Here is an 18,066-nt window from a genome sequence, read left to right on the forward strand (position 1 = left end):
TCACTTCGTTTGATTCGGATGCCTGGTGTGCACCTGTTCGAGAAAAACAGTTTGGCCGTCGACATAGAACCAGATGCGCGCATCGCCCTGAGCGGTCGGCTTGTGCTGCCAACGTAGATAGGTCTTGCCCCCGCGGGTAACTGTGCCGAGTTGTTCCCCTTTCAAGGGGTAGTTCGTTGGCGTGCGTTCCGTCGGGGTTCGAGTGAGAAAATCCCAGGAATCCGCCAACGGCCCGCGAATCGTAGCGGCAAGGTCCTGCCATCTCTTTTGTGCGCTAACTGACGAAAAGCAGATCGTGAACTCGGACTTCTTCGTTGGTCGAAGCACCGGGAGATTTTTAGACATGCGTCAAGGACGCTCAACCGGTATCGGAGATTCGAGCCACTCTACGGGTGTTGCCGTGAGGCCAGCCGCGATCGCCGTGGCAGTCTCCCGCCAGGACGTGAGCTCTGCAACAGCGAGGTGAGCCTGACCGGTGGAGAAGGACGCTCGCCCGGCATCCACGAGATCCTGCGCGCAACGGGCCTGATCCGCGTCCGAAAGGGCGAGCATCCACTCGAATTTTCGAGTCATGCGCGATGCCAGCGTGCCTTCATCATCGAGCGCGACCGTAATGAGATCCGCTGCAAACTGAAGAAGCAGAGCGCGCGCATCCATCTCGCGCTGAGACATCAGCACCAGTGGCTCACCATCGCGCCGGGTGACCTGGACTGGGTGTGTCTCTGCCTCGGCGAACACATCTGCCGAGTGCTTGCTTAGGTCGGATGAGCGACGAGTCGTGGTGCGGGCGTCGTGGAGGAGAGACATGACCGAAGTGTATTCGGAATATGTTCGGAAGTCTAGGTGTCGAGATAGTCGGCGACATTCCGGGAGCTCAGCCGCAATCAGCCGTACTGAGCCCTCAGCGTTCAGGGGAGGCGGGGATAACCGGGACCGCTGCCAGCAGCGTCTTGGTGTACTCGTGCGTCGGATGCAGCAATACGTCGGTTGTCGAACCACGCTCGACGACGCTCCCGTCTTTCATCACGACCACCGTGTCACAGAGGTTCTGCACAACGCCAATGTCGTGCGAGACGAGCAGGAACGTGAGGTCTGTGGTGCGTCGCAACTCAATCAGCAACTCGAGAATCTGTGCACGAACGGTCACATCGAGCGCGGAGAGCGGTTCGTCTCCGATAAGGATGCGGGGCCGGTGCACGATCGCGCGCGCGAGGGCGACGCGCTGCCGCTGACCGCCGGATAGCTCGTGGGGATAGCGATCGCCCATGTCGGGTTCGAGTCCGACCTGGGCGAGTACTTCGCGCACCCTGGTGCGGTGGTCACCCGCAATATCTAGTGCCCACAGCGGTTCCCGAACGATCTGGCCGGCTGTCATCCGCGGGTCGAGTGAGGCATATGGGTCTTGAAACACCAGCCCGGTCTCGCGACGCAACCACCGCAGCGACTTGGCTGAGGCGGTGGCATCGACAGTGCGACCGTCGATGGTCACCGTGCCAGATGTCGGGCGGTCGAGGCCGAGGAGGAGACGCACGAGTGTGGACTTGCCTGATCCAGATTCCCCGATGATGCCGACGGAAGACCCCTCCACCACATCGAGATCTGTCGGTGCGAGTGCGGTGTGCGTGCGTGTGCGTTCGAGGGTCGCGCGTTTCGGGACAGCGAACTCGCGGCCGAGCCCCCGTGCTTCGATCAGACTCATACGGCATCTCCATCTGGGCGCCAGAGCGTCGCCGTGGCGTCGCGCAGCAGCCCCTGGGTGATGGGGGAGGTGGGGGCAGAAAGCAGGGTCGAGACGGGAGCCGCCTCCACCACCGTGCCGTTTTCGAGTACGACGCCCTCTGTCGCAACCTGCGCGAGCACGGCGAGGTCGTGCGTGATGAACATCAGCGACATGCCCTCGTCGGCGACGAGGGAGAGCAAGAGCGCGAGAATCTCGGCCTGAATGGTCACGTCGAGAGCCGTTGTGGGCTCATCGGCGATGAGGAGTTTCGGACGGCAGGCGAGGGCCATCGCGATAGCGACGCGCTGCCGCTGCCCACCGGACAGCTGGTGTGGGTACCTGTCAACGATGGATTCAGGGTCAGGTAGTCGCACGCGCGCGGCCTCGGCAATCGCGCGAGCTCGTGCATCGCGACGGCTGAGCCCCTCGTGAATACGGATCGACTCCGCAATCTGTCGTCCGACGGTGCGGATGGGGTTCAGCGCAGTACGCGGCTCTTGGAACACAATGCCGATGTCGTCACCGCGCAGCTTCGCGAGCTCACGATCTGGCATCCCGACCAGCTCCGTGCCATTCCAGCGGATGCTCCCGCTCGCGGTAGCACCGTCGGGGAGTAGTCCCATCACGGCAAGGGCCGTGAGCGACTTGCCAGAGCCAGATTCACCGATCAATCCCAGCTTCGCGCCGTCTGGCACCTCGAACGAGATTCCATCGACGACGCGGCGGCCATCGATCTCGATCACGAGATCGTTGACAGAGAGGCTCATGCCACCACCCCCGGTGTGTGCACTTCGGCCGAACGATGACGCAGAGTCGGATCGGTTGCCTCACGCAGGCCATCACCGAGAAGATTTAAAGCAAGCACGGTGACCGTAATCGCCAGCCCGGGCCAGATCACCGACAGCGGATGCACGCCGATGTAACGCTGGAGGTCGGCAAGCAGCAGACCCCAGCTGGGCTCGACCACCGAAGCGCCGAAGCCGAGGTAAGACAACCCCGCCTCGGCGAGAACGGCAACGGCCATCGACCACGAAAGCTGCACGATGAACACCGGCGCGACGTTCGGCAGCAAGTGCCGCACGAGACTCTGTGACGGTGTGAGCCCAGAGGCGCGCGCGGCGAGAACGAAGTCGCTCTCTTGCACACGACGAAGCTCCGGTCGCGTCACACGAGCAATGTTCACGCCGAAGCCGATACCCACGGCCCAGATGACGACCCAGAGTGAGCCGCCCCAGACCGACGAGATCATCATCGCGATCAAGAGCACCGGAAACGCGATGAGGATATCGACCAACACGGCAACGGTTTCACGCACAACGCGGGCCGTGAGGGCTCCGAGAGCAGCGAGCGCGATGCCCACGAGCGTGGCCACGAGCCCTGCGCCCACGCTCACGAACACGGTCGTGCGTGCACCAGCCATGATCAGGCTCAAGATGTCGCGACCGGTGTCGTCTGTGCCGAGAAGGTGTGGCCAGCTGGGCGTGAGCCAACGGTCGCCGATGTTCGAGGACTGAGGGTCAAACGGCGTCCAGAACAGCGACACCAGCGCGGTGAGGGCGACAATGGCGACGACAATGATCGCAAACCGCCCGATGGCGGTGCTCCACAGTCTCGACAACCAGCGCGGGGTCATGCGGCCTCCCGCTGCCTGGGGTCGATGGCTCTGTGGGCAAGGTCGACGACGAAACCGACAACCAACACAAATCCGGTGAGCACCAGAAGCTCGCTCTGTACCTTGACGAGGTCACGAGTACCGACGTCTGTGACCAGCATCCGACCGATGCCGGGAAGCGTGAACAGTTGCTCGATCACGACGGAGCCGACGATGATGCCGGCCACCTGAAGCCCGAGCACCGTGATGATGGAGAGGCCCACAGCGGGGATGCCGTGCTGGATGAGTGCGCGCGTGCGAGTGAGGCCTTTCGCTGCTGCGGTGCGCACGAAGTCTTGACTCGCGGCCTGAAGGGTCGCGCTGCGCACGAACCGCATGAGCATGGCCCCCTCGACGATGCCGATCGTCAGCGCAGGAAGAAGCAGCGACTCGATTGCTTTGCCAGGCGTCGACCACCCGGCACGAGGAAATCCTTGCGGCGGCAGCCACCCGAGCCACACCGAGAACACGACGATAAGCATCATGCCGGCCCACACCACTGGTACGGCTGCCAGGGTTTGTGCGCCGACGCTGAGAGCAGTTCCGCCTCGGCGGCCGCGCAAAAGCGCAGAGAGAATGCCGAACGGACCAGCGATCAACACCGCGATCAGTAGCGCCATGATGCCGAGTGGCACGGTCACCTGGGCCTTGAGTAGCAGCTCTTCCCCCACCGATGCGCCGGAGAGCATCGAAGTGCCGAGATCACCGCGGAAGATTCCCCCGATCCAGTCGGCGTACTGCGCAAAAAGAGGACGGTTCAGCCCCAAAGATTCCCGCAGAGCATCGACCTCTCCTGGGGATGCCTGCGTTCCGGCGATCAGCTGAGCAACGTCACCGGGAAACACCCGCAGAGTCAGAAAGATCAACACGCTCGATACGAAGAGCCCTGCAATGAGCAGGGCCCCCCGAACGAGCGCGTAGCGAATCACAGCGAGGTGACCGCTCGTTAGTTCTCAGTCGAAACAGTGACGGCAGCGAGGTTGATGCGCGAGTTGATCGAATCCTCGGGGAATCCAACGACCATAGGGCTGACAGCCGTGATGGTTTCGCCGTTGTACAGCCAGTCGGCCGCGTGGTCTTCCGACACGATGCGCGCTGCTTCGGCGAGGAGCTCGGCGGACTTCTCTGCATCCACTTCACTCAAGGCCTGGGTGTATAGATCCTGCACCTCGGGGTTGTCGTAACCGAAGTAGTAGTCGGGGTTGGCGTAGTTGCCGAAGTCCCGTGGCTCGACGTGCAATACAAAGCTGAGGTCAAAGTCTTTGTTGGTGTAGACGTCTTCCAGCCAGGTGGGGAACTCGACGTTGTTTACCTTCAGCGTCACGCCGACCTCTTTGAAGTCGGAAATGAGCACCTTAGGTACGGTCGTTCCATAGAACGCAGGAATGGTGAGAGTGAGTTCCAAATCTTCCTGGCCAGCCTCGGCAAGCAACGCCTTCGCCTTCGCCGGGTCGTAGGAGATTACGTCAGAAAGATCTTCATAGCCAGGGTCAAGCTCAGGAATCGGTCCGTACTGCGCGGTGCCAGCGCCAACAGCCTCGATAAGGGCATCGTGATCGATGGCAAGGCGCAGGGCCTCGCGCACGCGGACGTCGTCGAGCGGTGCCTTCTGATTGTTGAACGCCAGAGTCGCCTTGTCGGTGGTGCGACCAGTGGTCAGCGCGAACTCCCCAGATTCTTCCAGCTGGGGAGCGAGGTTCGGATCGACGGCGGTGAGCACATCGACGTCGCCAGCCAACGCGGCGTTCACTCCGGCGGTGAAGTCAGGAATGTACTGGAACTCCACCTCGGCAACTCCGGCCGGCTCGCCCCAATACTCGTCGTATCTTGCGAGAGTGATGGTCGCGCCCTTGTTCCAGCGGGTGAGCGTGAAGGGGCCGGTGCCGTTTTCGGCTGTCTTCAGATCCGTGGCGTCGTCGGTCTTGAAGACCAGTCCGGCAGGGCCGGTCAGGGTGAAGAGGAAGTTCTGGTTCGGCTCGGAGAGCACGATCTCCACCGTGCTTGCATCCGGGGCCGTGATCGAGGTGACCGCAGCGAATTCTGCATTTCCCTGCACAGTCTCGTCAGTGCGCACTGTTTCGTACGACGACACGACATCCGCCGAGGTGAGAGCGGAGCCATCGTGGAAGACAATGCCCTCGTTAAGGGTGAAGGTATAGGTGAGCCCATCAGATGAGACTTCGTAGTCAGACGCGAGGCGCCCTTCGATCTCGTTGTCCTGAGTGCGGCTGACGAGACCTTCGTAGATGTTGTCAATCAAGATCTGCTCAAGCGCAGCGCCACTTGTGCGACGAATATCGAGGTTGCTCGGCTCCAGCACCAGACCGACGCTGAGGGTGGCATCTGGGTCGGGTGGGCCTGGCTTGCTGAGCGGCTCTTCTTCGGTAGCGCCGGAGCAGGCGCTCAGGACCACAGCGGTAGCGGCGAGCGCGGATATCAGCGCGAGACGTCGGGTGCGTCGAAACATGGGTGTTTCCTCTCAATACGGCGAGTGCTGTCAGCCGTTGGATCGAGCCTAGAGATGTGCGGAGGGGTAAGGGTGGTGTGGAACGGAAGGTTACGTTCCGGGTCAGAGAATTGTGGAGCCAATGAGTGCGGCGAGCGCGACGGGGGCTGTCTCCTGTGCGTTGTGCGTCGCATCCAAGACCTCCACACGTGCAGTCGGTACTCGCCGTTGCAGTTCGGTAGCATCCTTCTCGCTGACGAAACCGCGAGCGGCGCGCACCAGCGTGATCGGGTCGCTGACGCAGGCGAGGTCGTCCCACCCTGTCTGATGCAACGTCGAGGGTGCCGTCGCTGTTCCAGGGTCGTGGGCAGCAAGCGCCTGAGCCGCAAGATGCGCGAAATGATGCTTCCACTCCACGCGGCCATCCGCGCGCACGCGCGTGTTGAGGAAGACACCGCGCTCGGTCTCTGGTCTCGAACCACCGAAGCCGAGCGCCATGGCCTTTTCGACGAGTTCGTCTCGTGAAGCAAAATCAGTGGGCCCAGCGTAGAACTCGCGCAGTGCTGCGGGGCCAGCCGTGACGTCGATGCCGGGGGTGATGTCGACCACCATCAGAGCCGAAACGAGATCTGGTCGAGTGGCGGCGACGGCTGCCCCAGTCAGGCCGCCGAGGGATTGCCCTACGACAGTTTGTGGCTGGGTCGTCCAGGCGTCGAGAGCGGCGGCGATATCGAGCGCGAGGGTGCGAGGGGTGTAGTCGACGTCGGAGCGCCAGGATGAGTCCCCGTGCCCAGCAAGATCGATCGCCAGTAATGGTTGTTGAAGAGCGAGGGCCGTGTTGTCCCAGGTGTGCGCATTGAGTCCCGCGCCATGCAACAGGGTGACGCGCGGGGCTTCGGTGCCGAACTGCAGCGCACTCACCACACGACCATCGGGGAGGGGAAGAGTGATCCGCTCCACTTCGGGGAGGGGTACGCCAAGCGCTTCGGCCTGCGCGGGAAGATAGCTGAACTCGCTGATGTCGGTCGCCACGTGAATATTCTGTGCCCTGACAGCCACCGCAATGAAATGCGAGATCAAGTTGCCAATAGAAATTCAGCAGGCGCTTGTCAGAATGTGAGAGAACGTAGCGTTTCGCTTGCGTAATTGCATTCGACGCCAAATCTGTCTACCGCATCCTCGATGCACTGCCGCGAATATCATGGACTCATGAGCGAGACGCGAGTACACCTGTCGAAGACCGAGCCGGCAGCCTACGAGGCTCTTGACGCATTCTCGAAGACGGTGGGCGCGATCTGCGCGGCCAACGGCATCGACGACCGTCTCAAAGAGATCGTGATGATCCACTGCTCACAGCTGAATGGTTGCAGCTACTGCGCGCGCATTCACGTCGACAGGGCCATCGCTGTGGGCCTTGACGCAGATACGCTTACGCAGATTCCGACATGGCGCGAGAGTGGCGTCTTCAGCGAACGGGAGCGTGCAGCGCTCGAACTCGCCGAAGCCTTCACGCACATCTCCGATGGCGGGGTTTCCGACGAGGTGTATGACCGTGTCGGCGGCGTCTTCACCGAGAAGGAGTACGCCGCGTTGAGCTGGGCGTGTGTCTCGATCAACGCTTTCAACCGCATCGTGATCGCTGGACGATACCCGGTGCCTGCGCGCGCTCCGAAGGTGCAGGGATGACCATCCTCGACATCGAAGGTGTCGCGAATGTCCGCGATGTCGGGGGAATGCCAGCGGCAGGAGGACGCATCCGCCCCGGTGTGCTGTTGAGGTCTGGGCAACTCTCGGGAGCAACTGCTGCCGGCGCAGCGGCGGTGCGTGCGAGCGTTCGACACATCGTAGATCTTCGTGACGGGGAAGAAGTCGCGGCAGAGCCCACCGAGATCGAGGGTCCAGACACCACCCATCTGCCGCTGTTTCTCGGCTCGGTGCGCTCCTTCTTCGAGACCGACACGAGTCTCGACGAGATGTACCTCCACCTGCTTGAAGAGAGTGGAGAGCGTCTGGTCGAGGCGATCCGCATCATCGCGGCGGGAGAACAGACACTCGTGCACTGCACTGTCGGCAAAGACCGCACCGGGGTGACCGTCGCTCTCGCGCTCGCCGCAGCCGGGGCCGATCGGGAGGCAGTGATCGCGGATTACGCCATCACCGAATCACAGCTGCCGGAGGAACGATCTCGACGCATCACGGAGTACCTACGCACGCACCATCCGGAGGCCAAAAACGCGATCGCGCTCGCCACGAAGTCTCCCGCACCGGTGATGCGAGATTTCCTAGCGCAGGTTGACGAGCGCTGGGGTTCGGCCGATGGCTATTTGCGTTCGCAAGGAATGACCGCTGAGGAACTTGACGTTCTGCGATCTGCACTCGTAGAGGCCCCAGCCGAGCGTCCCTGACCTACATAATGCGGCCAGATCAGCGGAGCTTCACGACGCGAAGGGCCAAGACAGTGAGGGCGAGGATGCTCGCGCCGATCCCGACACTTGTCAGTATGAGCGGGACAGTGTCAGACACCGTGAGTCCTGCCGATCCCGCGATCGCTGTTGACCCGAGGTTTATGGAGCGCGTGATCAGTGCTTGGGGGAGCACCAGGCTCATCGGACGAAGAGCAAGCGATGTCACGGTAGCGACCCCGACGACGCAACCGATGAGGCACAGCGCCACCGGAGCAGCGAAGGAACGTATCAGCATCGAGAGCAGCGACTGCGCGGCCACAAGGGGGAGCGCAGCAACGATCGAGACGATCCCGACCACTACGAATTCCCACGGCATCTGACCTTCCAAGCGCAAGATCAGCGTTCCGGAGATCGCGGTGCCGACAACGAGCACAAATTGCATCAATGTGACGGGCAGCAAGATCACGCCGATCTTGGCGAGAGCGAGTCGGACAGGGCGCGACGTCGAGGTGAGCAGAAGACTCCAGTTTGCGCCCTGATGTTCCACCCTCCACGCCGTAGCGGCGAGCAGACTGACGCCCATGGAGAAGAAGAGTAGTCCGTAGAAGAGCACGACTTGAGACGTGAACGATGCCCAGCCCGCATCAAGTGCTTCAGGGTTGCTTGCGAGGTTGATGGTGCCTGTAACGATGGCGAGTACCGGCAGCAATACGGCGATGATCCAGGTGCTGGATCGCCTCATTTTGATCAGTTCAGAGTGGAACACGACTTACCTGCCCATGCGGTTGAGTTGCCGAGTACCCGAAGCGAAGGCGAGAGCCACGAGGAAGAGAAACATTGCTATCCATAGGTAGGGCGGGTCGATGAAAGCAACTCCTTGATCGGACTGACCGACCTGAGAAATCACGGCGTAGTAACCCCAGGGGATGACCCTGCTCACGGCCTCGGGCATCAGTAGCGAGAACACGGCCAGGAAAGCGCCAAGGATCCCGACGCCCATACTGATGAGCTGGTTCTCCACACGTGCGGCGAGCCAGATGTGCATGGCGCAAAACGCAACGTTCAACGCAAACAGCGACAGGGTGTAGATCGTCCATGGCAACGCGTCAAACGGCACGCCTATACCCGCGAGGTTCCCAAGTCCGATCACCAACAACGATTGGACGACCGTAGCGGGAAAGAGCAGTGCAGTGAGTGCGACGAGCTTCGCGCGGCACATCCCGCCTGCAGTACGCCCTGCTGTCGCTGCGAGGGTCCATCCGAGCGCTGGGTGCTCGATGTCGGTCTGACGGCTCGCGAGCACAGCGGTCAGGATCGGCGACGTCATCGCTGCCATCATCGTGTAGCTGAGCAGAAGCGCGGCCCAGGGGGCGGCAGCTGGATCGTTGAAAGTATCCCGGGTTCCGTTTGAAAAAAGAGATGCACTACTGAGCGCGGCCACCGCCACGACGAGGCTGATCACAACGAATACAGAGTGGAGACGGTGCATCTTGCGAAACTCCAGCCGGACCGAGTTCTTCATAGAAGCCCATCGCGACCGGTGAGGTTGATGAAGATGTCTTCGAGGCTCTGCTGAACGCGTCGCACCGCGTGCACAGGGATCTTCGCTTCAACGAGTCGCTGCACCAGCTCAGCCGTCTCTTGCTTGCTGTAGTCGGCTAATCGAATGCCTTCAGCCGTCGGCAGTGACCCCGCGACGAGCTGAGCAGCCTCAAGGGACAGGGGGGTCTCGATGACGAGGTCGGGGAGCGCATGCTCGAAAAGCTGCTCGCGGGTGCCCTGGAAAATCATCTTTCCTGACGACAAGATGCCAAAAACGCTCGCCATCTTGTCTATCTCGTGCAGCTGGTGGCTTGACACCATCACAGTGATCCCTTGTGTGGCGAGGCCAACGAGCAAGGTGCGGATCTCTTCGATCCCCGCGGGATCGAGACCATTGGTTGGCTCGTCTAAGACGAGAAGAGTGGGTGTACGAGCGAGCGCCATCGCGATGCCGAGTCGCTGCTTCATGCCGAGTGAGTAGTGGCGTACCAGTTTGTGCTTGTGTTCTGTCAGTCGCACAGTGTCGAAGGCATGCTCGATCTGAGGGTCGACCAGATCGAGCATGTCTCGCACAATCTGCATGTTCTCCCACCCCGTGAGATGCCCGTACCCGGGAGGTGCCTCGATCATCGAGCCGATGGAAGGCAAAAGTTGGCGTCGGGATGTCTCGGATAGTCGCTGCCCGAACAGCTCAACGACACCGTCGGAAGGTTGCGTGAGCCCGAGAAGCATCTTCATCGTGGTCGATTTGCCCGAGCCATTCGGGCCAAGAAAGCCGTACACCACGCCCTGCGGAACGACGAGATCGAGGTCGTCAACTGCGGTGTGCTTCTTGTAACGCTTGGTCAACCCATGCGTCGCGATGACGGTGCTCATATCCATGCCGCTTTTGTCTTGCTCATGTTGCTCATTCTCGAACGGCGGGCTCGTTGCCAGCATCGCCCGCAAGCATGAAGTTTGCGACGGACGCATACGGCTCGCTATGCAGAAGGCGTAGTCCCACACAGGCTTAGCAAGGTTAGGCAACCCTTCACCTGGTGTACGATGAAGACATCATGAACACCACGATCCAGACTCGCAGCACGCGCGCCGCACGTCGCGCCGCACGTCAGCGTGCGCACCACCTGGTGACGGCTGACGAACGCTCTCTCATGGAGCTCGAGTTGTTCCTCGCAACGTTGCCGCTGTGCGCTTCTGGTCGTATCTTCATCGAAGTTCCGACAGTTGCCGACATCGGCGTCATCGATGCACCTGGTCGCATGACCGTGACATGGCTTGCTCGTGAGCAGCGTTCAGGCACTCCGGGGAGCGGGCGGGCGTGCGCGCCTGGTCAGGCTGTTGCACGCGCTACCTGCGCGTGGGCAGACGAGATGATGTGTGACGACGAAATCGAGACGCGTGTCACTCTGTTCGGCGGCTACCTGGGTAGCGCCGACATCGTCGAACACCTGACACGCTCATTGCAGGTGCCCGCTGCCCTCATTCAGGTGCCGGAGCGCTTTGGGCTACTTCCCGCGCACCAGTAGCGGCTTATCGCGCGCGACGGACGTAGTTTCCGTCTTCTAGGCCAGCTTCGATCTCAAAGCGGTTGCGCAAGGGGTCCCTGCCCGCCATGAAGTAGAGCAGCGGCATCAAGAAGCCGTAGCGAAGCCACTGAGCTTTGTGCACTGCCTCATGGCGGAGCACTGCATCAGATGGGCGGGTGGCTCCGGTGAGAAAGCAACCGCCAACGCACACGCCTCCGCGGTTGAACGTCCAGTCCGGCATGCCCTGGAAGACCCATAGTCCTGCGCGTCGCTCGACTCGTCCAGTACTCCAGAGCGAACCCCACAACCACCCGACAGTCGTCCCCCAGGCATAGCCGAGGCGACTGATCGGCGAACGCAGCAAGAATGCGGGGATTCGTCGGTCGAGGCGTCGTCCGCGCGCGACAGCGGCGTCTGCCGCAGGGCGCCAATCGGTGTGTGCGCTCATGCCACTGCTCCTACGAGCCGGAGCAGCGCGCCTAAATCATCGACTGCATCCGCAGGCGATCGAGGCGCGAAACCAGCGATTGTCGCTCCGGCCAAAGGGAGCTCCGCACGGAGCGTGCGGATGGCGGATGCGAGAGCGGCGGGCGAGAGTCCGAAAGGAAGCGACGAAGAGACTCCGGAGAACTCAGCAGGGTCAAGCACATCAACATCGATGTGTACCCACACCCGAGATGCGCCGGTTGCCTGCACTGCCGACAGGAGGGAGTCTGGGGCGTCAAGATCGGCAGGCGAGAGATTGGTCACAGAAGCGAACGAGTCGATTTCCTGCTCGTCGATGTTGCGCACTCCGACCGTGACCACACGCTCAGCCGGGATGGCGGGCGAAAGCGCCAGCTGCGGCTCTCCCTCACCGAGGAGAGCGCGCAGAGCCATGCCGGAGAATGCTCCAGACGGCGAGGTTTCGGGTGTGTGCATGTCGGCGTGGGCATCACACCACACCACCGCGAGGTCATCGGTGCCACCGGGTAACGCGTTGAGCGCGGCGACGGTGACGCTGCAGTCACCGCCGATAACGACTGTGTCGGAGGTGATCTGTTCTTGAACGAGTTCTCGGGTACGAAGCAGCGCACTCAGGCGACGGACGCCTGTTCCCAAAGACTCACCAGCCTCGACGGGCGCCTCCAGCACCGTGGTGGTTGCACGAGGGAGGTCACCAGCAATGGCTGATGCCCCGTCGACGAGGAGCATCGCGCGAGCGGCGGGGGAGCCCTGCCACTGCGGAACGACGAGAAAACGCACCATGGTGCCTCCGAAAGAAGAATGCGGGTGCTCCCGGCATTTGCCGGGAGCACCCGCGTGTGGTGTTAGGAGCCTTCGATGGACTGGCGCGGAGCGGTGCTGCCTGCCTTGAGCTCGGCGAGACGTGCCTCGACCTCGGTCAGCTCTCCGAGGTCTTCCAAGCTCTCGAACTGTGCGTCGAGGCTGGAGGCAGCGAGCTCCATCTTGCCGGCGGCGAGAGCCTCCTGGCGGCGAACCTTGTCTTCGAAACGGCCCAGCTCGCTGGTGGGGTCGAGCACGTTGATCGAGCCGACAGCGTCTTGCACCTTGGTCTGCGCCTCGGCGACCTTGGCGCGGGCGAGGAGCTCGCTCCGCTTGTTCTTCAGCTCGACCAGCTTGTCCTTCATACCGTTCAAGCCGCTCTTGAGCTTGTCGACAATCTCGGTCTGCGAGGCAATCTGCGGCTCCGCGCTGGTGGCTTCGCGCTCAGCAGTAATCTGGCGCTGGAGCGCGATCTTGGCGAGGTTGTCGAACTTGTCTGCGCCAGCCGTGTCGCCACTGGTGCGCATCTCGTCGGCCTTGCGGCTCGCTGCGAGGGCCTTGTTGCCCCACTCGGTGGAAGCCTGCACGTCTTCTTCATGGTCACGTTCAAGCAGACGCAGGTTGCCGATGGTCTCTGCAATCGCGGACTCCGCATCAGCGATGCTGTTCGAGTAATCGCGCACCAGCTGATCGATCATCTTCTGCGGGTCTTCCGCAGAGTCGAGCAGGGAGTTGATGTTCGCGCGAACGAGGGTGGAAATACGTCCGAAGATGGACTGCTTGGTCATGCGTGGTTCCTTTCAGAGGGCGTCTTCGTGAGCTTTGCGTATGTGCCTGTGTGCCAGATCAGAAGCGTCTACCTCCCGATCGACCGCTGCGACCGCCGCCGCGGGACCTGCCGCCACCGCCACCGCCAAAGCCGGAGCTGCGGAAGCCACCACCGGAGGAGCGCCGACCGCCGCGCGAGGAGCTCATGCCGCCAGCGAGCAGCCCGCCAATGATGCCGCCGAGGATGTCGCCGCCGATTCCCGCACCGCCTGCCGTCGAGCCGGAGCGGCCGAATGGCTCTCCCCATCCGGATTGGCCGGAACTGCTGGAGCTGTACGCACGCAGATCTGATTGCGCGGCCGAGGTGGCCTGGCCCGCGAGGCTCAAGGCACGCGTGGCCTCAGCCAGCGCCGCATCCGGATCGCCCGCTTGCAGGGTCAGTGCCTGGGCGAGGCTTGCTTCTGCGCTGGCTAGTCGTGTGCGTGCCGTGGACCCGACGGTGCCACGACGAGTTTCGATGAAGTCTCGGGCAGAGCGGATTTCGGAGGTCGCTTGGGTCAGTGTCTGGGTGAGCAGCTGCGCTGCACGACGTGAACGCGCGAGAGTCTCCCGTCCCTGCGCCACTGCCGCGTCGATCTGCGCGTTCGCTGCGGTGAGTGCTTCCAAGACTCGGTGCGGATTCCGGGAAGAACTCGCCAGGTCAGCTTGAGCGATCTGGAGCTGCTGCGCGGTGGTAGATGCTGCGGCGGCGATCCGGCCATCAGTATCGGGAAGCTGCTGCGCGGCCGCGAGATCTCCCTGCAACTCGGTGACGAGGGCTCGGGATTGAGCCTCCAGTGTCGGCAACTCGACCCGGAGATTCTCGATTGCATGCGCCAGCTGAGAAGCCTGCGCCACTGCCTGCTCTGCGGTGCGGATGGCGAATGCTGCTTCGCCCGTCTGACCTGCGGCGACGTCGGCAGACGCAGCGGTGATGGACCGGTCTGCCAGGGCGGCCCGCTCCTTCGCCTGGGTCGGGTTGTCTGTCACGGTGCCCAGCGCCGCCGAATCGTACTGTGTCGCCAACTCGGCCAACGTCTTCTCCGCCGTCGCCAGGACAGCGTCTAGTGTCGCTCGTTCGCCGCGTACACGTTCAAGTTCTTGCGGAGCGTTTTGCTCGAGCGTGCGAAGGTCGTCGAACGCGGCGGCGTTGTCGTCGAGCAGGTCGTCGATCTCGTCCGATATCTGGATGATGCGAATGTGCCACGCTCGTCGGTCATGGATCGTGTCTTCGATCTCGTCGTCAAGCTTCTGCCGCAAATCAAACGCTTCGGAGATCTTCGTCTTCGCCGCATCGATGGCCCCGCTGAACTCTGCAGTGGCACCCTCGCCAAACTGGGCAACAGCGAAGCTGAGCTCTTCCTTGCTTGAGGTGATGGCGTCGTCGGCCTGCACCAGCGCGAGGCTCGCCTGTGTCTCGACCTGTTCGTCGGTGAGTGTCGAAAACGGGTCGCTCGGATCAGGCTGCGCAGGCATAGCGCCTCGCCTTTGGGCTTCAGCTTTGCGGCGTGCGCGGCGAATGAGGGCGATGATCAGCCACAGCAGCACGGCGACGACGACGACACCAGCGATGATCAACACGACGCGGAGCGCTCCAGCCCCACCGTCTCCTTGCATCTCGTCTGCCGCAAGAGTGATGGCTCCAACCCAATCGCCATCCGCGGCATACGGCACCATCTGGTCTTCGATATCGGTGATCTTGTCGAAACTGAGGGGGCCGTCTGCGGCCGCCGAGATGTAAAAGTTGCGGCCATCCACCGCGATAGCGAGGAGATACTGATCGGGACCGAGGTTGTTTGCCTCTGCGACGGTGTCTGCCCACTCGGCGTTGTTGCTGGGGTTGGTGAAGTCATCGACGAGCACGACAAACAGGTCAGCGTTGGAGTTCTCGGTGAGCTCTTCAAGCCGGGTCTCTACCGTTGCCTCTTGATCTGCACTCAACACTTGCGCCTGGTCGGTCAGGTAGCCGGCGTCGAGTGTGAGCGGGTCTGTTGCAGACGCCACTGATGCGCCGAACGTCCCCATAACCGTGGCCAACATCAGAGATGCCACCACCAGCCACCGCTTCGTCATTGTTGTCCCTCCGACTGGCAGCCGAGCCCCATGCTTTGAGTCTATGCACAGACCCCGACACGCGACAGCTATTTGGGCCGCCCAGGCGTTCGCCGTCAGCGGAGACACATACGCTGGAAGGCATGGACGACATGTACGGGGCGGACGTGCTGGCGAATGGCTGGCGCGAACGTGGCGCAAAGAAGGTGCCGCAGGTCGCGGCAGAAGTCGACCTTGTGGTGGAGGTGGCCGACGACGGTTTCTGCGGTGCAGTAACTCGCGTACAAGGTGGCAACGTCGAGCTCGAGGATCGACGAGGACGCAGACGACTTTTCCCGCTCGGTGGGGGCTTTCTCATCGATGGAGGCCCCGTGCGTCTCGTCGTGCCTGCGGCGAAAGAGCAGGGCCAGCGACGAACGGCATCCGGATCGTTCGTCGTGGCAGACCAGCGTGCTCGCGTCGCGTTGCCGAGCCGCATCTTGGTCGAGGGAAAGCACGATGCAGAACTCGTTGAGAAGGTGTGGGGCGCTGACCTCCGTGTCGAGGGCGTCGTGGTCGAGTTTCTGCAGGGCGTCGATTTGCTTGACGACCTCTTGGCGGCCGAGCCACCGAGCGCGAAACGAAAGTACGGCGTGCTCGTTGACCACCTTGTGCCTGGATCGAAAGAGTCTCGGGTCGCCGACGCCGTCGCGCGAGGCCCGCACGGTCGCCATCTGCGGATCGTCGGGCATCCATTCGTCGATGTGTGGCAGTGCGTCACCCCTCGTGCGTTGGGCATTGCGAAGTGGCCAGAAATTCCGCGCGGCATCGAGTGGAAGGTCGGAATTTGCCGGGCATTCGGATGGCCGCATGAAACGCAGGCAGACACGGCGCGCGCGTGGCAGTACATCCTCTCCAAAGTCACGACATATCGAGATCTGGAGCCTGCGCTGCTTGGCCGAGTTGAGGAACTCATCGACTTCGTCACAGCGCCAACAGACTGAGGTTCAGACGGCACCGGACGCCGGTGGGAGACCCGGTGGACGGTTACCCTGGACTCATGCCAGAACCCCGTACTTTCCGAGACGAGCCGGTGTCGTTCGTCCGCCGCAGCGGTCGGATGTCCGAAGCGCAAGAGCGCGCCTTCGCTGAGCTCGGACCCCACTACCTGCTGGAGGTACCGCGAGACGTAGCGTGGACGTCAGTGCACCCTGATGCGCGACTGGACCCTCATGTCGAGTACGGCCGTGCGGCCGACCTCTACGTCGAGATTGGATCCGGACAGGGGCACGCCATCGTGGCTGCTGCTTCTTCCCGGCCCAGCGACGACTTTCTGGCTGTTGAAGTCTTTCGAGCGGGTCTTGCTCGCACCATGCTCGACGCGGATCGCGAAGGCGCTCGCAACGTGCGCGTCATCGAAGCGAATGCACCAGAGGTGTTGTCGTCGTACCTTCCAGAGGCGGCGGCGCGTGAGGTGTGGATTTTCTTCCCCGACCCCTGGCACAAAAAGAAGCACACGAAGCGACGTCTAGTCAGGCCGGGATTCGCTGATACAGCGGCACGCGCTTTACGTGACGGCGGCCTGCTGCGACTCGCGACTGACTGGGAGGACTACGCGCTGCAGATGCGTGAAGTCCTCGACGAAGAGCCACTGTTCGAGCGTGCTTTTGAGGGGGAGTGGGCCGACCGTTTCGATGGTCGTGTCATGACTGCTTTCGAAAGAAAGGGCATCGCGAAGGGGCGCGACATTCGAGACCTGGTCTACCGACGCAAGGTGCGCACATGACCGACGTGTCGCACGACACCGCTTCGAGGTTGCGCATTCTTCCTGCTCTGCTGGTGTGCGCAGCGGCTCCCGCCTTCTTCGTGCTGGAAATCCCGTGGCTGGGATGGGTATTGCTCGCACTGGGCCTCGGCGCCGCCTGGCTTCGAGAGCGAGGACGCCTCGCTCTCGAACTGCCGGTGAGTAACGGTGCACACCGGCCTCCGTCGCTCACGAGAGACCTGTCGCTGATCGCGGTGGGCATGCTGATTGTCAGTGTCATCCCGCTCGCGGCCGAACTCGACAACGCCGCGATGTTGAGATTTACGCTGGCGCTTGGTGGAGCAGTCGTGGTGCCGTATGTGATTTCGCGCTTCATCTACCGCGACTACGCGATCCGATTCCCGTGGCGCACGCACCAGCCGTGGGGCCGGTTGCAGTGGGGATGGCTTGTCGCGGTGCTGGTTCTCGGGTGGCTGATCCTGCCGTTTTACTTCATAACCAGCGGGGTGTACGAGAACTGGCCAGTGGTGGATACGCCAGATCTCATCGCGCGACTGTTCGTTGGGGTCGGCGCTGTCGGAATCTGGGACGAACTGTTCTTCATCTGCACAGTGTTCGCGTTGTTGCGACGCCATTTCCCTGACCTCGTAGCCAACCTGTTGCAGATGATCGTCTTTGTGTCGTTTTTGTGGGAGCTCGGCTACCGCGAGTGGGGTCCGCTTCTCACCATCCCCTTTGCGCTGCTGCAAGGGTTCATCTTCCTTCGCACGCATTCGTTGAGCTATGTCGTGACAGTGCACCTGCTGTTCGATGCCGTCGTGTTCGCTGTGCTCGTTCACGCGCACAACCCAGGGATGCTGTCGATCTTTCTGGTTTGACGCGCCCGAAGGTGCCAGTTTGCCCCGCG

At 62.2% G+C, this 18,066-nt stretch carries 21 protein-coding genes; 6 read left to right on the top strand and 15 right to left on the bottom strand.

Translation table 11 applies throughout. From position 1 onward, the window contains the following. The 8 genes from AB0O87_RS08260 to AB0O87_RS08295 form a co-directional block, all read right to left on the bottom strand. Positions 1-345: a hypothetical protein gene (locus AB0O87_RS08260; protein ID WP_363513970.1), complete on the bottom strand. Its 345-nt coding sequence runs from the start codon at positions 343-345 to the stop codon at positions 1-3. A 3-nt stretch (positions 346-348) separates the two neighbouring features. Further along, positions 349-807: a prevent-host-death protein gene (locus tag AB0O87_RS08265; RefSeq protein ID WP_363513972.1), complete on the bottom strand. Its 459-nt coding sequence runs from the start codon at positions 805-807 to the stop codon at positions 349-351. A 94-nt stretch (positions 808-901) separates the two neighbouring features. Continuing rightward, positions 902-1,699, bottom strand: a complete 798-nt coding sequence (locus tag AB0O87_RS08270) for an ABC transporter ATP-binding protein (protein WP_363513975.1) — start codon at positions 1,697-1,699, stop codon at positions 902-904. Continuing rightward, on the bottom strand, positions 1,696-2,487 hold the full coding sequence (locus tag AB0O87_RS08275; RefSeq protein ID WP_363513978.1) for an ABC transporter ATP-binding protein: 792 nt from the start codon (positions 2,485-2,487) through the stop codon (positions 1,696-1,698). Before AB0O87_RS08275 ends, AB0O87_RS08270 begins: the two co-directional genes overlap by 4 nt. Next, on the bottom strand, positions 2,484-3,353 hold the full coding sequence (locus tag AB0O87_RS08280) for an ABC transporter permease (RefSeq protein WP_363513981.1): 870 nt from the start codon (positions 3,351-3,353) through the stop codon (positions 2,484-2,486). The genes AB0O87_RS08275 and AB0O87_RS08280 overlap by 4 nt, the downstream gene beginning before the upstream one ends. Next, positions 3,350-4,300 (bottom strand): ABC transporter permease, encoded by a 951-nt coding sequence (locus AB0O87_RS08285; protein ID WP_363513984.1) that lies wholly within the window; start codon positions 4,298-4,300, stop codon positions 3,350-3,352. The genes AB0O87_RS08280 and AB0O87_RS08285 overlap by 4 nt, the downstream gene beginning before the upstream one ends. 17 nt (positions 4,301-4,317) lie before the next feature. Then, positions 4,318-5,838, bottom strand: coding sequence for an ABC transporter substrate-binding protein (locus tag AB0O87_RS08290; protein ID WP_363513987.1), 1,521 nt, complete (start codon positions 5,836-5,838; stop codon positions 4,318-4,320). A 102-nt stretch (positions 5,839-5,940) separates the two neighbouring features. Continuing rightward, positions 5,941-6,855: an alpha/beta hydrolase gene (locus tag AB0O87_RS08295; protein WP_363516168.1), complete on the bottom strand. Its 915-nt coding sequence runs from the start codon at positions 6,853-6,855 to the stop codon at positions 5,941-5,943. Positions 6,856-7,026: 171 nt separating this feature from the next. Between AB0O87_RS08295 and AB0O87_RS08300 the strand changes: the two genes are divergently transcribed. Both AB0O87_RS08300 and AB0O87_RS08305 read left to right on the top strand, forming a co-directional pair. After that, the gene (locus tag AB0O87_RS08300) at positions 7,027-7,503 is read left to right on the top strand and encodes a carboxymuconolactone decarboxylase family protein (protein ID WP_363513990.1); all 477 of its coding nucleotides are present in this window, start codon (positions 7,027-7,029) and stop codon (positions 7,501-7,503) included. Then, a complete protein-coding gene (locus AB0O87_RS08305) occupies positions 7,500-8,222 on the top strand; it encodes a tyrosine-protein phosphatase (protein WP_363513993.1) in 723 nt (240 codons plus the stop codon). Before AB0O87_RS08300 ends, AB0O87_RS08305 begins: the two co-directional genes overlap by 4 nt. A 19-nt stretch (positions 8,223-8,241) precedes the next feature. Here AB0O87_RS08305 and AB0O87_RS08310 read toward each other — a convergent pair whose 3' ends face one another. From AB0O87_RS08310 to AB0O87_RS08320, 3 genes are read right to left on the bottom strand one after another with little or no spacing between them, the layout of a single operon-like run. Continuing rightward, the gene (locus tag AB0O87_RS08310) at positions 8,242-8,988 is read right to left on the bottom strand and encodes an ABC transporter permease (protein ID WP_363513996.1); all 747 of its coding nucleotides are present in this window, start codon (positions 8,986-8,988) and stop codon (positions 8,242-8,244) included. Between the two features lie 3 nt (positions 8,989-8,991). Continuing rightward, positions 8,992-9,744, bottom strand: a complete 753-nt coding sequence (locus AB0O87_RS08315; RefSeq protein ID WP_363513998.1) for an ABC transporter permease — start codon at positions 9,742-9,744, stop codon at positions 8,992-8,994. Continuing rightward, a complete protein-coding gene (locus AB0O87_RS08320; RefSeq protein WP_363514000.1) occupies positions 9,741-10,646 on the bottom strand; it encodes an ABC transporter ATP-binding protein in 906 nt (301 codons plus the stop codon). The genes AB0O87_RS08315 and AB0O87_RS08320 overlap by 4 nt, the downstream gene beginning before the upstream one ends. Before the next feature lie 173 nt (positions 10,647-10,819). Between AB0O87_RS08320 and AB0O87_RS08325 the strand changes: the two genes are divergently transcribed. Further along, positions 10,820-11,290 carry an SIP domain-containing protein gene (locus tag AB0O87_RS08325; protein ID WP_363514003.1) on the top strand — a complete coding sequence of 157 codons (471 nt, stop codon included), beginning with the start codon at positions 10,820-10,822 and terminating at the stop codon, positions 11,288-11,290. A 4-nt stretch (positions 11,291-11,294) separates the two neighbouring features. Here AB0O87_RS08325 and AB0O87_RS08330 read toward each other — a convergent pair whose 3' ends face one another. The 4 genes from AB0O87_RS08330 to AB0O87_RS08345 all read right to left on the bottom strand — a co-directional run bounded on the left by AB0O87_RS08330 (position 11,295) and on the right by AB0O87_RS08345 (position 15,436). Beyond that, positions 11,295-11,738 carry a Fe-S oxidoreductase gene (locus AB0O87_RS08330; RefSeq protein WP_363514006.1) on the bottom strand — a complete coding sequence of 148 codons (444 nt, stop codon included), beginning with the start codon at positions 11,736-11,738 and terminating at the stop codon, positions 11,295-11,297. After that, the gene (locus AB0O87_RS08335) at positions 11,735-12,538 is read right to left on the bottom strand and encodes an arginase family protein (RefSeq protein WP_363514009.1); all 804 of its coding nucleotides are present in this window, start codon (positions 12,536-12,538) and stop codon (positions 11,735-11,737) included. Before AB0O87_RS08335 ends, AB0O87_RS08330 begins: the two co-directional genes overlap by 4 nt. Positions 12,539-12,600: 62 nt before the next feature. After that, positions 12,601-13,344, bottom strand: a complete 744-nt coding sequence (locus AB0O87_RS08340) for a PspA/IM30 family protein (RefSeq protein WP_363514012.1) — start codon at positions 13,342-13,344, stop codon at positions 12,601-12,603. 58 nt (positions 13,345-13,402) lie between these two features. After that, positions 13,403-15,436 (bottom strand): TPM domain-containing protein, encoded by a 2,034-nt coding sequence (locus tag AB0O87_RS08345; RefSeq protein ID WP_363514015.1) that lies wholly within the window; start codon positions 15,434-15,436, stop codon positions 13,403-13,405. A gap of 122 nt (positions 15,437-15,558) precedes the next feature. On the opposite strand from AB0O87_RS08345, the gene AB0O87_RS08350 reads away from it, so the two are divergent. From AB0O87_RS08350 to AB0O87_RS08360, 3 genes are read left to right on the top strand one after another with little or no spacing between them, the layout of a single operon-like run. Then, positions 15,559-16,398 carry a DUF3097 domain-containing protein gene (locus AB0O87_RS08350; RefSeq protein ID WP_363514018.1) on the top strand — a complete coding sequence of 280 codons (840 nt, stop codon included), beginning with the start codon at positions 15,559-15,561 and terminating at the stop codon, positions 16,396-16,398. 56 nt (positions 16,399-16,454) lie between these two features. Continuing rightward, complete coding sequence (trmB, locus tag AB0O87_RS08355) at positions 16,455-17,180, top strand: tRNA (guanosine(46)-N7)-methyltransferase TrmB (protein WP_363514021.1); 726 nt, start codon at positions 16,455-16,457, stop codon at positions 17,178-17,180. After that, positions 17,177-18,037, top strand: a complete 861-nt coding sequence (locus tag AB0O87_RS08360) for a CPBP family intramembrane glutamic endopeptidase (protein WP_363514024.1) — start codon at positions 17,177-17,179, stop codon at positions 18,035-18,037. The genes trmB and AB0O87_RS08360 overlap by 4 nt, the downstream gene beginning before the upstream one ends. Positions 18,038-18,066: the final 29 nt, after the last annotated feature.

The sequence above is a fragment of the Microbacterium sp. NPDC076768 genome (assembly GCF_040687205.1).
GTDB lineage: Bacteria > Actinomycetota > Actinomycetes > Actinomycetales > Microbacteriaceae > Microbacterium.

Coding starts and splice junctions, on each gene's coding strand:
- AB0O87_RS08260 (WP_363513970.1), bottom strand. CDS start 345: ATGTCTAAAAATCTCCCGGTGCTTCGACCAACGAAGAAGTCCGAGTTC.
- AB0O87_RS08265 (WP_363513972.1), bottom strand. CDS start 807: ATGTCTCTCCTCCACGACGCCCGCACCACGACTCGTCGCTCATCCGAC.
- AB0O87_RS08270 (WP_363513975.1), bottom strand. CDS start 1,699: ATGAGTCTGATCGAAGCACGGGGGCTCGGCCGCGAGTTCGCTGTCCCG.
- AB0O87_RS08275 (WP_363513978.1), bottom strand. CDS start 2,487: ATGAGCCTCTCTGTCAACGATCTCGTGATCGAGATCGATGGCCGCCGC.
- AB0O87_RS08280 (WP_363513981.1), bottom strand. CDS start 3,353: ATGACCCCGCGCTGGTTGTCGAGACTGTGGAGCACCGCCATCGGGCGG.
- AB0O87_RS08290 (WP_363513987.1), bottom strand. CDS start 5,838: ATGTTTCGACGCACCCGACGTCTCGCGCTGATATCCGCGCTCGCCGCT.
- AB0O87_RS08300 (WP_363513990.1), top strand. CDS start 7,027: ATGAGCGAGACGCGAGTACACCTGTCGAAGACCGAGCCGGCAGCCTAC.
- AB0O87_RS08305 (WP_363513993.1), top strand. CDS start 7,500: ATGACCATCCTCGACATCGAAGGTGTCGCGAATGTCCGCGATGTCGGG.
- AB0O87_RS08315 (WP_363513998.1), bottom strand. CDS start 9,744: ATGAAGAACTCGGTCCGGCTGGAGTTTCGCAAGATGCACCGTCTCCAC.
- AB0O87_RS08320 (WP_363514000.1), bottom strand. CDS start 10,646: ATGGATATGAGCACCGTCATCGCGACGCATGGGTTGACCAAGCGTTAC.
- AB0O87_RS08325 (WP_363514003.1), top strand. CDS start 10,820: ATGAACACCACGATCCAGACTCGCAGCACGCGCGCCGCACGTCGCGCC.
- AB0O87_RS08330 (WP_363514006.1), bottom strand. CDS start 11,738: ATGAGCGCACACACCGATTGGCGCCCTGCGGCAGACGCCGCTGTCGCG.
- AB0O87_RS08335 (WP_363514009.1), bottom strand. CDS start 12,538: ATGGTGCGTTTTCTCGTCGTTCCGCAGTGGCAGGGCTCCCCCGCCGCT.
- AB0O87_RS08340 (WP_363514012.1), bottom strand. CDS start 13,344: ATGACCAAGCAGTCCATCTTCGGACGTATTTCCACCCTCGTTCGCGCG.
- AB0O87_RS08345 (WP_363514015.1), bottom strand. CDS start 15,436: ATGACGAAGCGGTGGCTGGTGGTGGCATCTCTGATGTTGGCCACGGTT.
- AB0O87_RS08350 (WP_363514018.1), top strand. CDS start 15,559: ATGGACGACATGTACGGGGCGGACGTGCTGGCGAATGGCTGGCGCGAA.
- trmB (WP_363514021.1), top strand. CDS start 16,455: ATGCCAGAACCCCGTACTTTCCGAGACGAGCCGGTGTCGTTCGTCCGC.
- AB0O87_RS08360 (WP_363514024.1), top strand. CDS start 17,177: ATGACCGACGTGTCGCACGACACCGCTTCGAGGTTGCGCATTCTTCCT.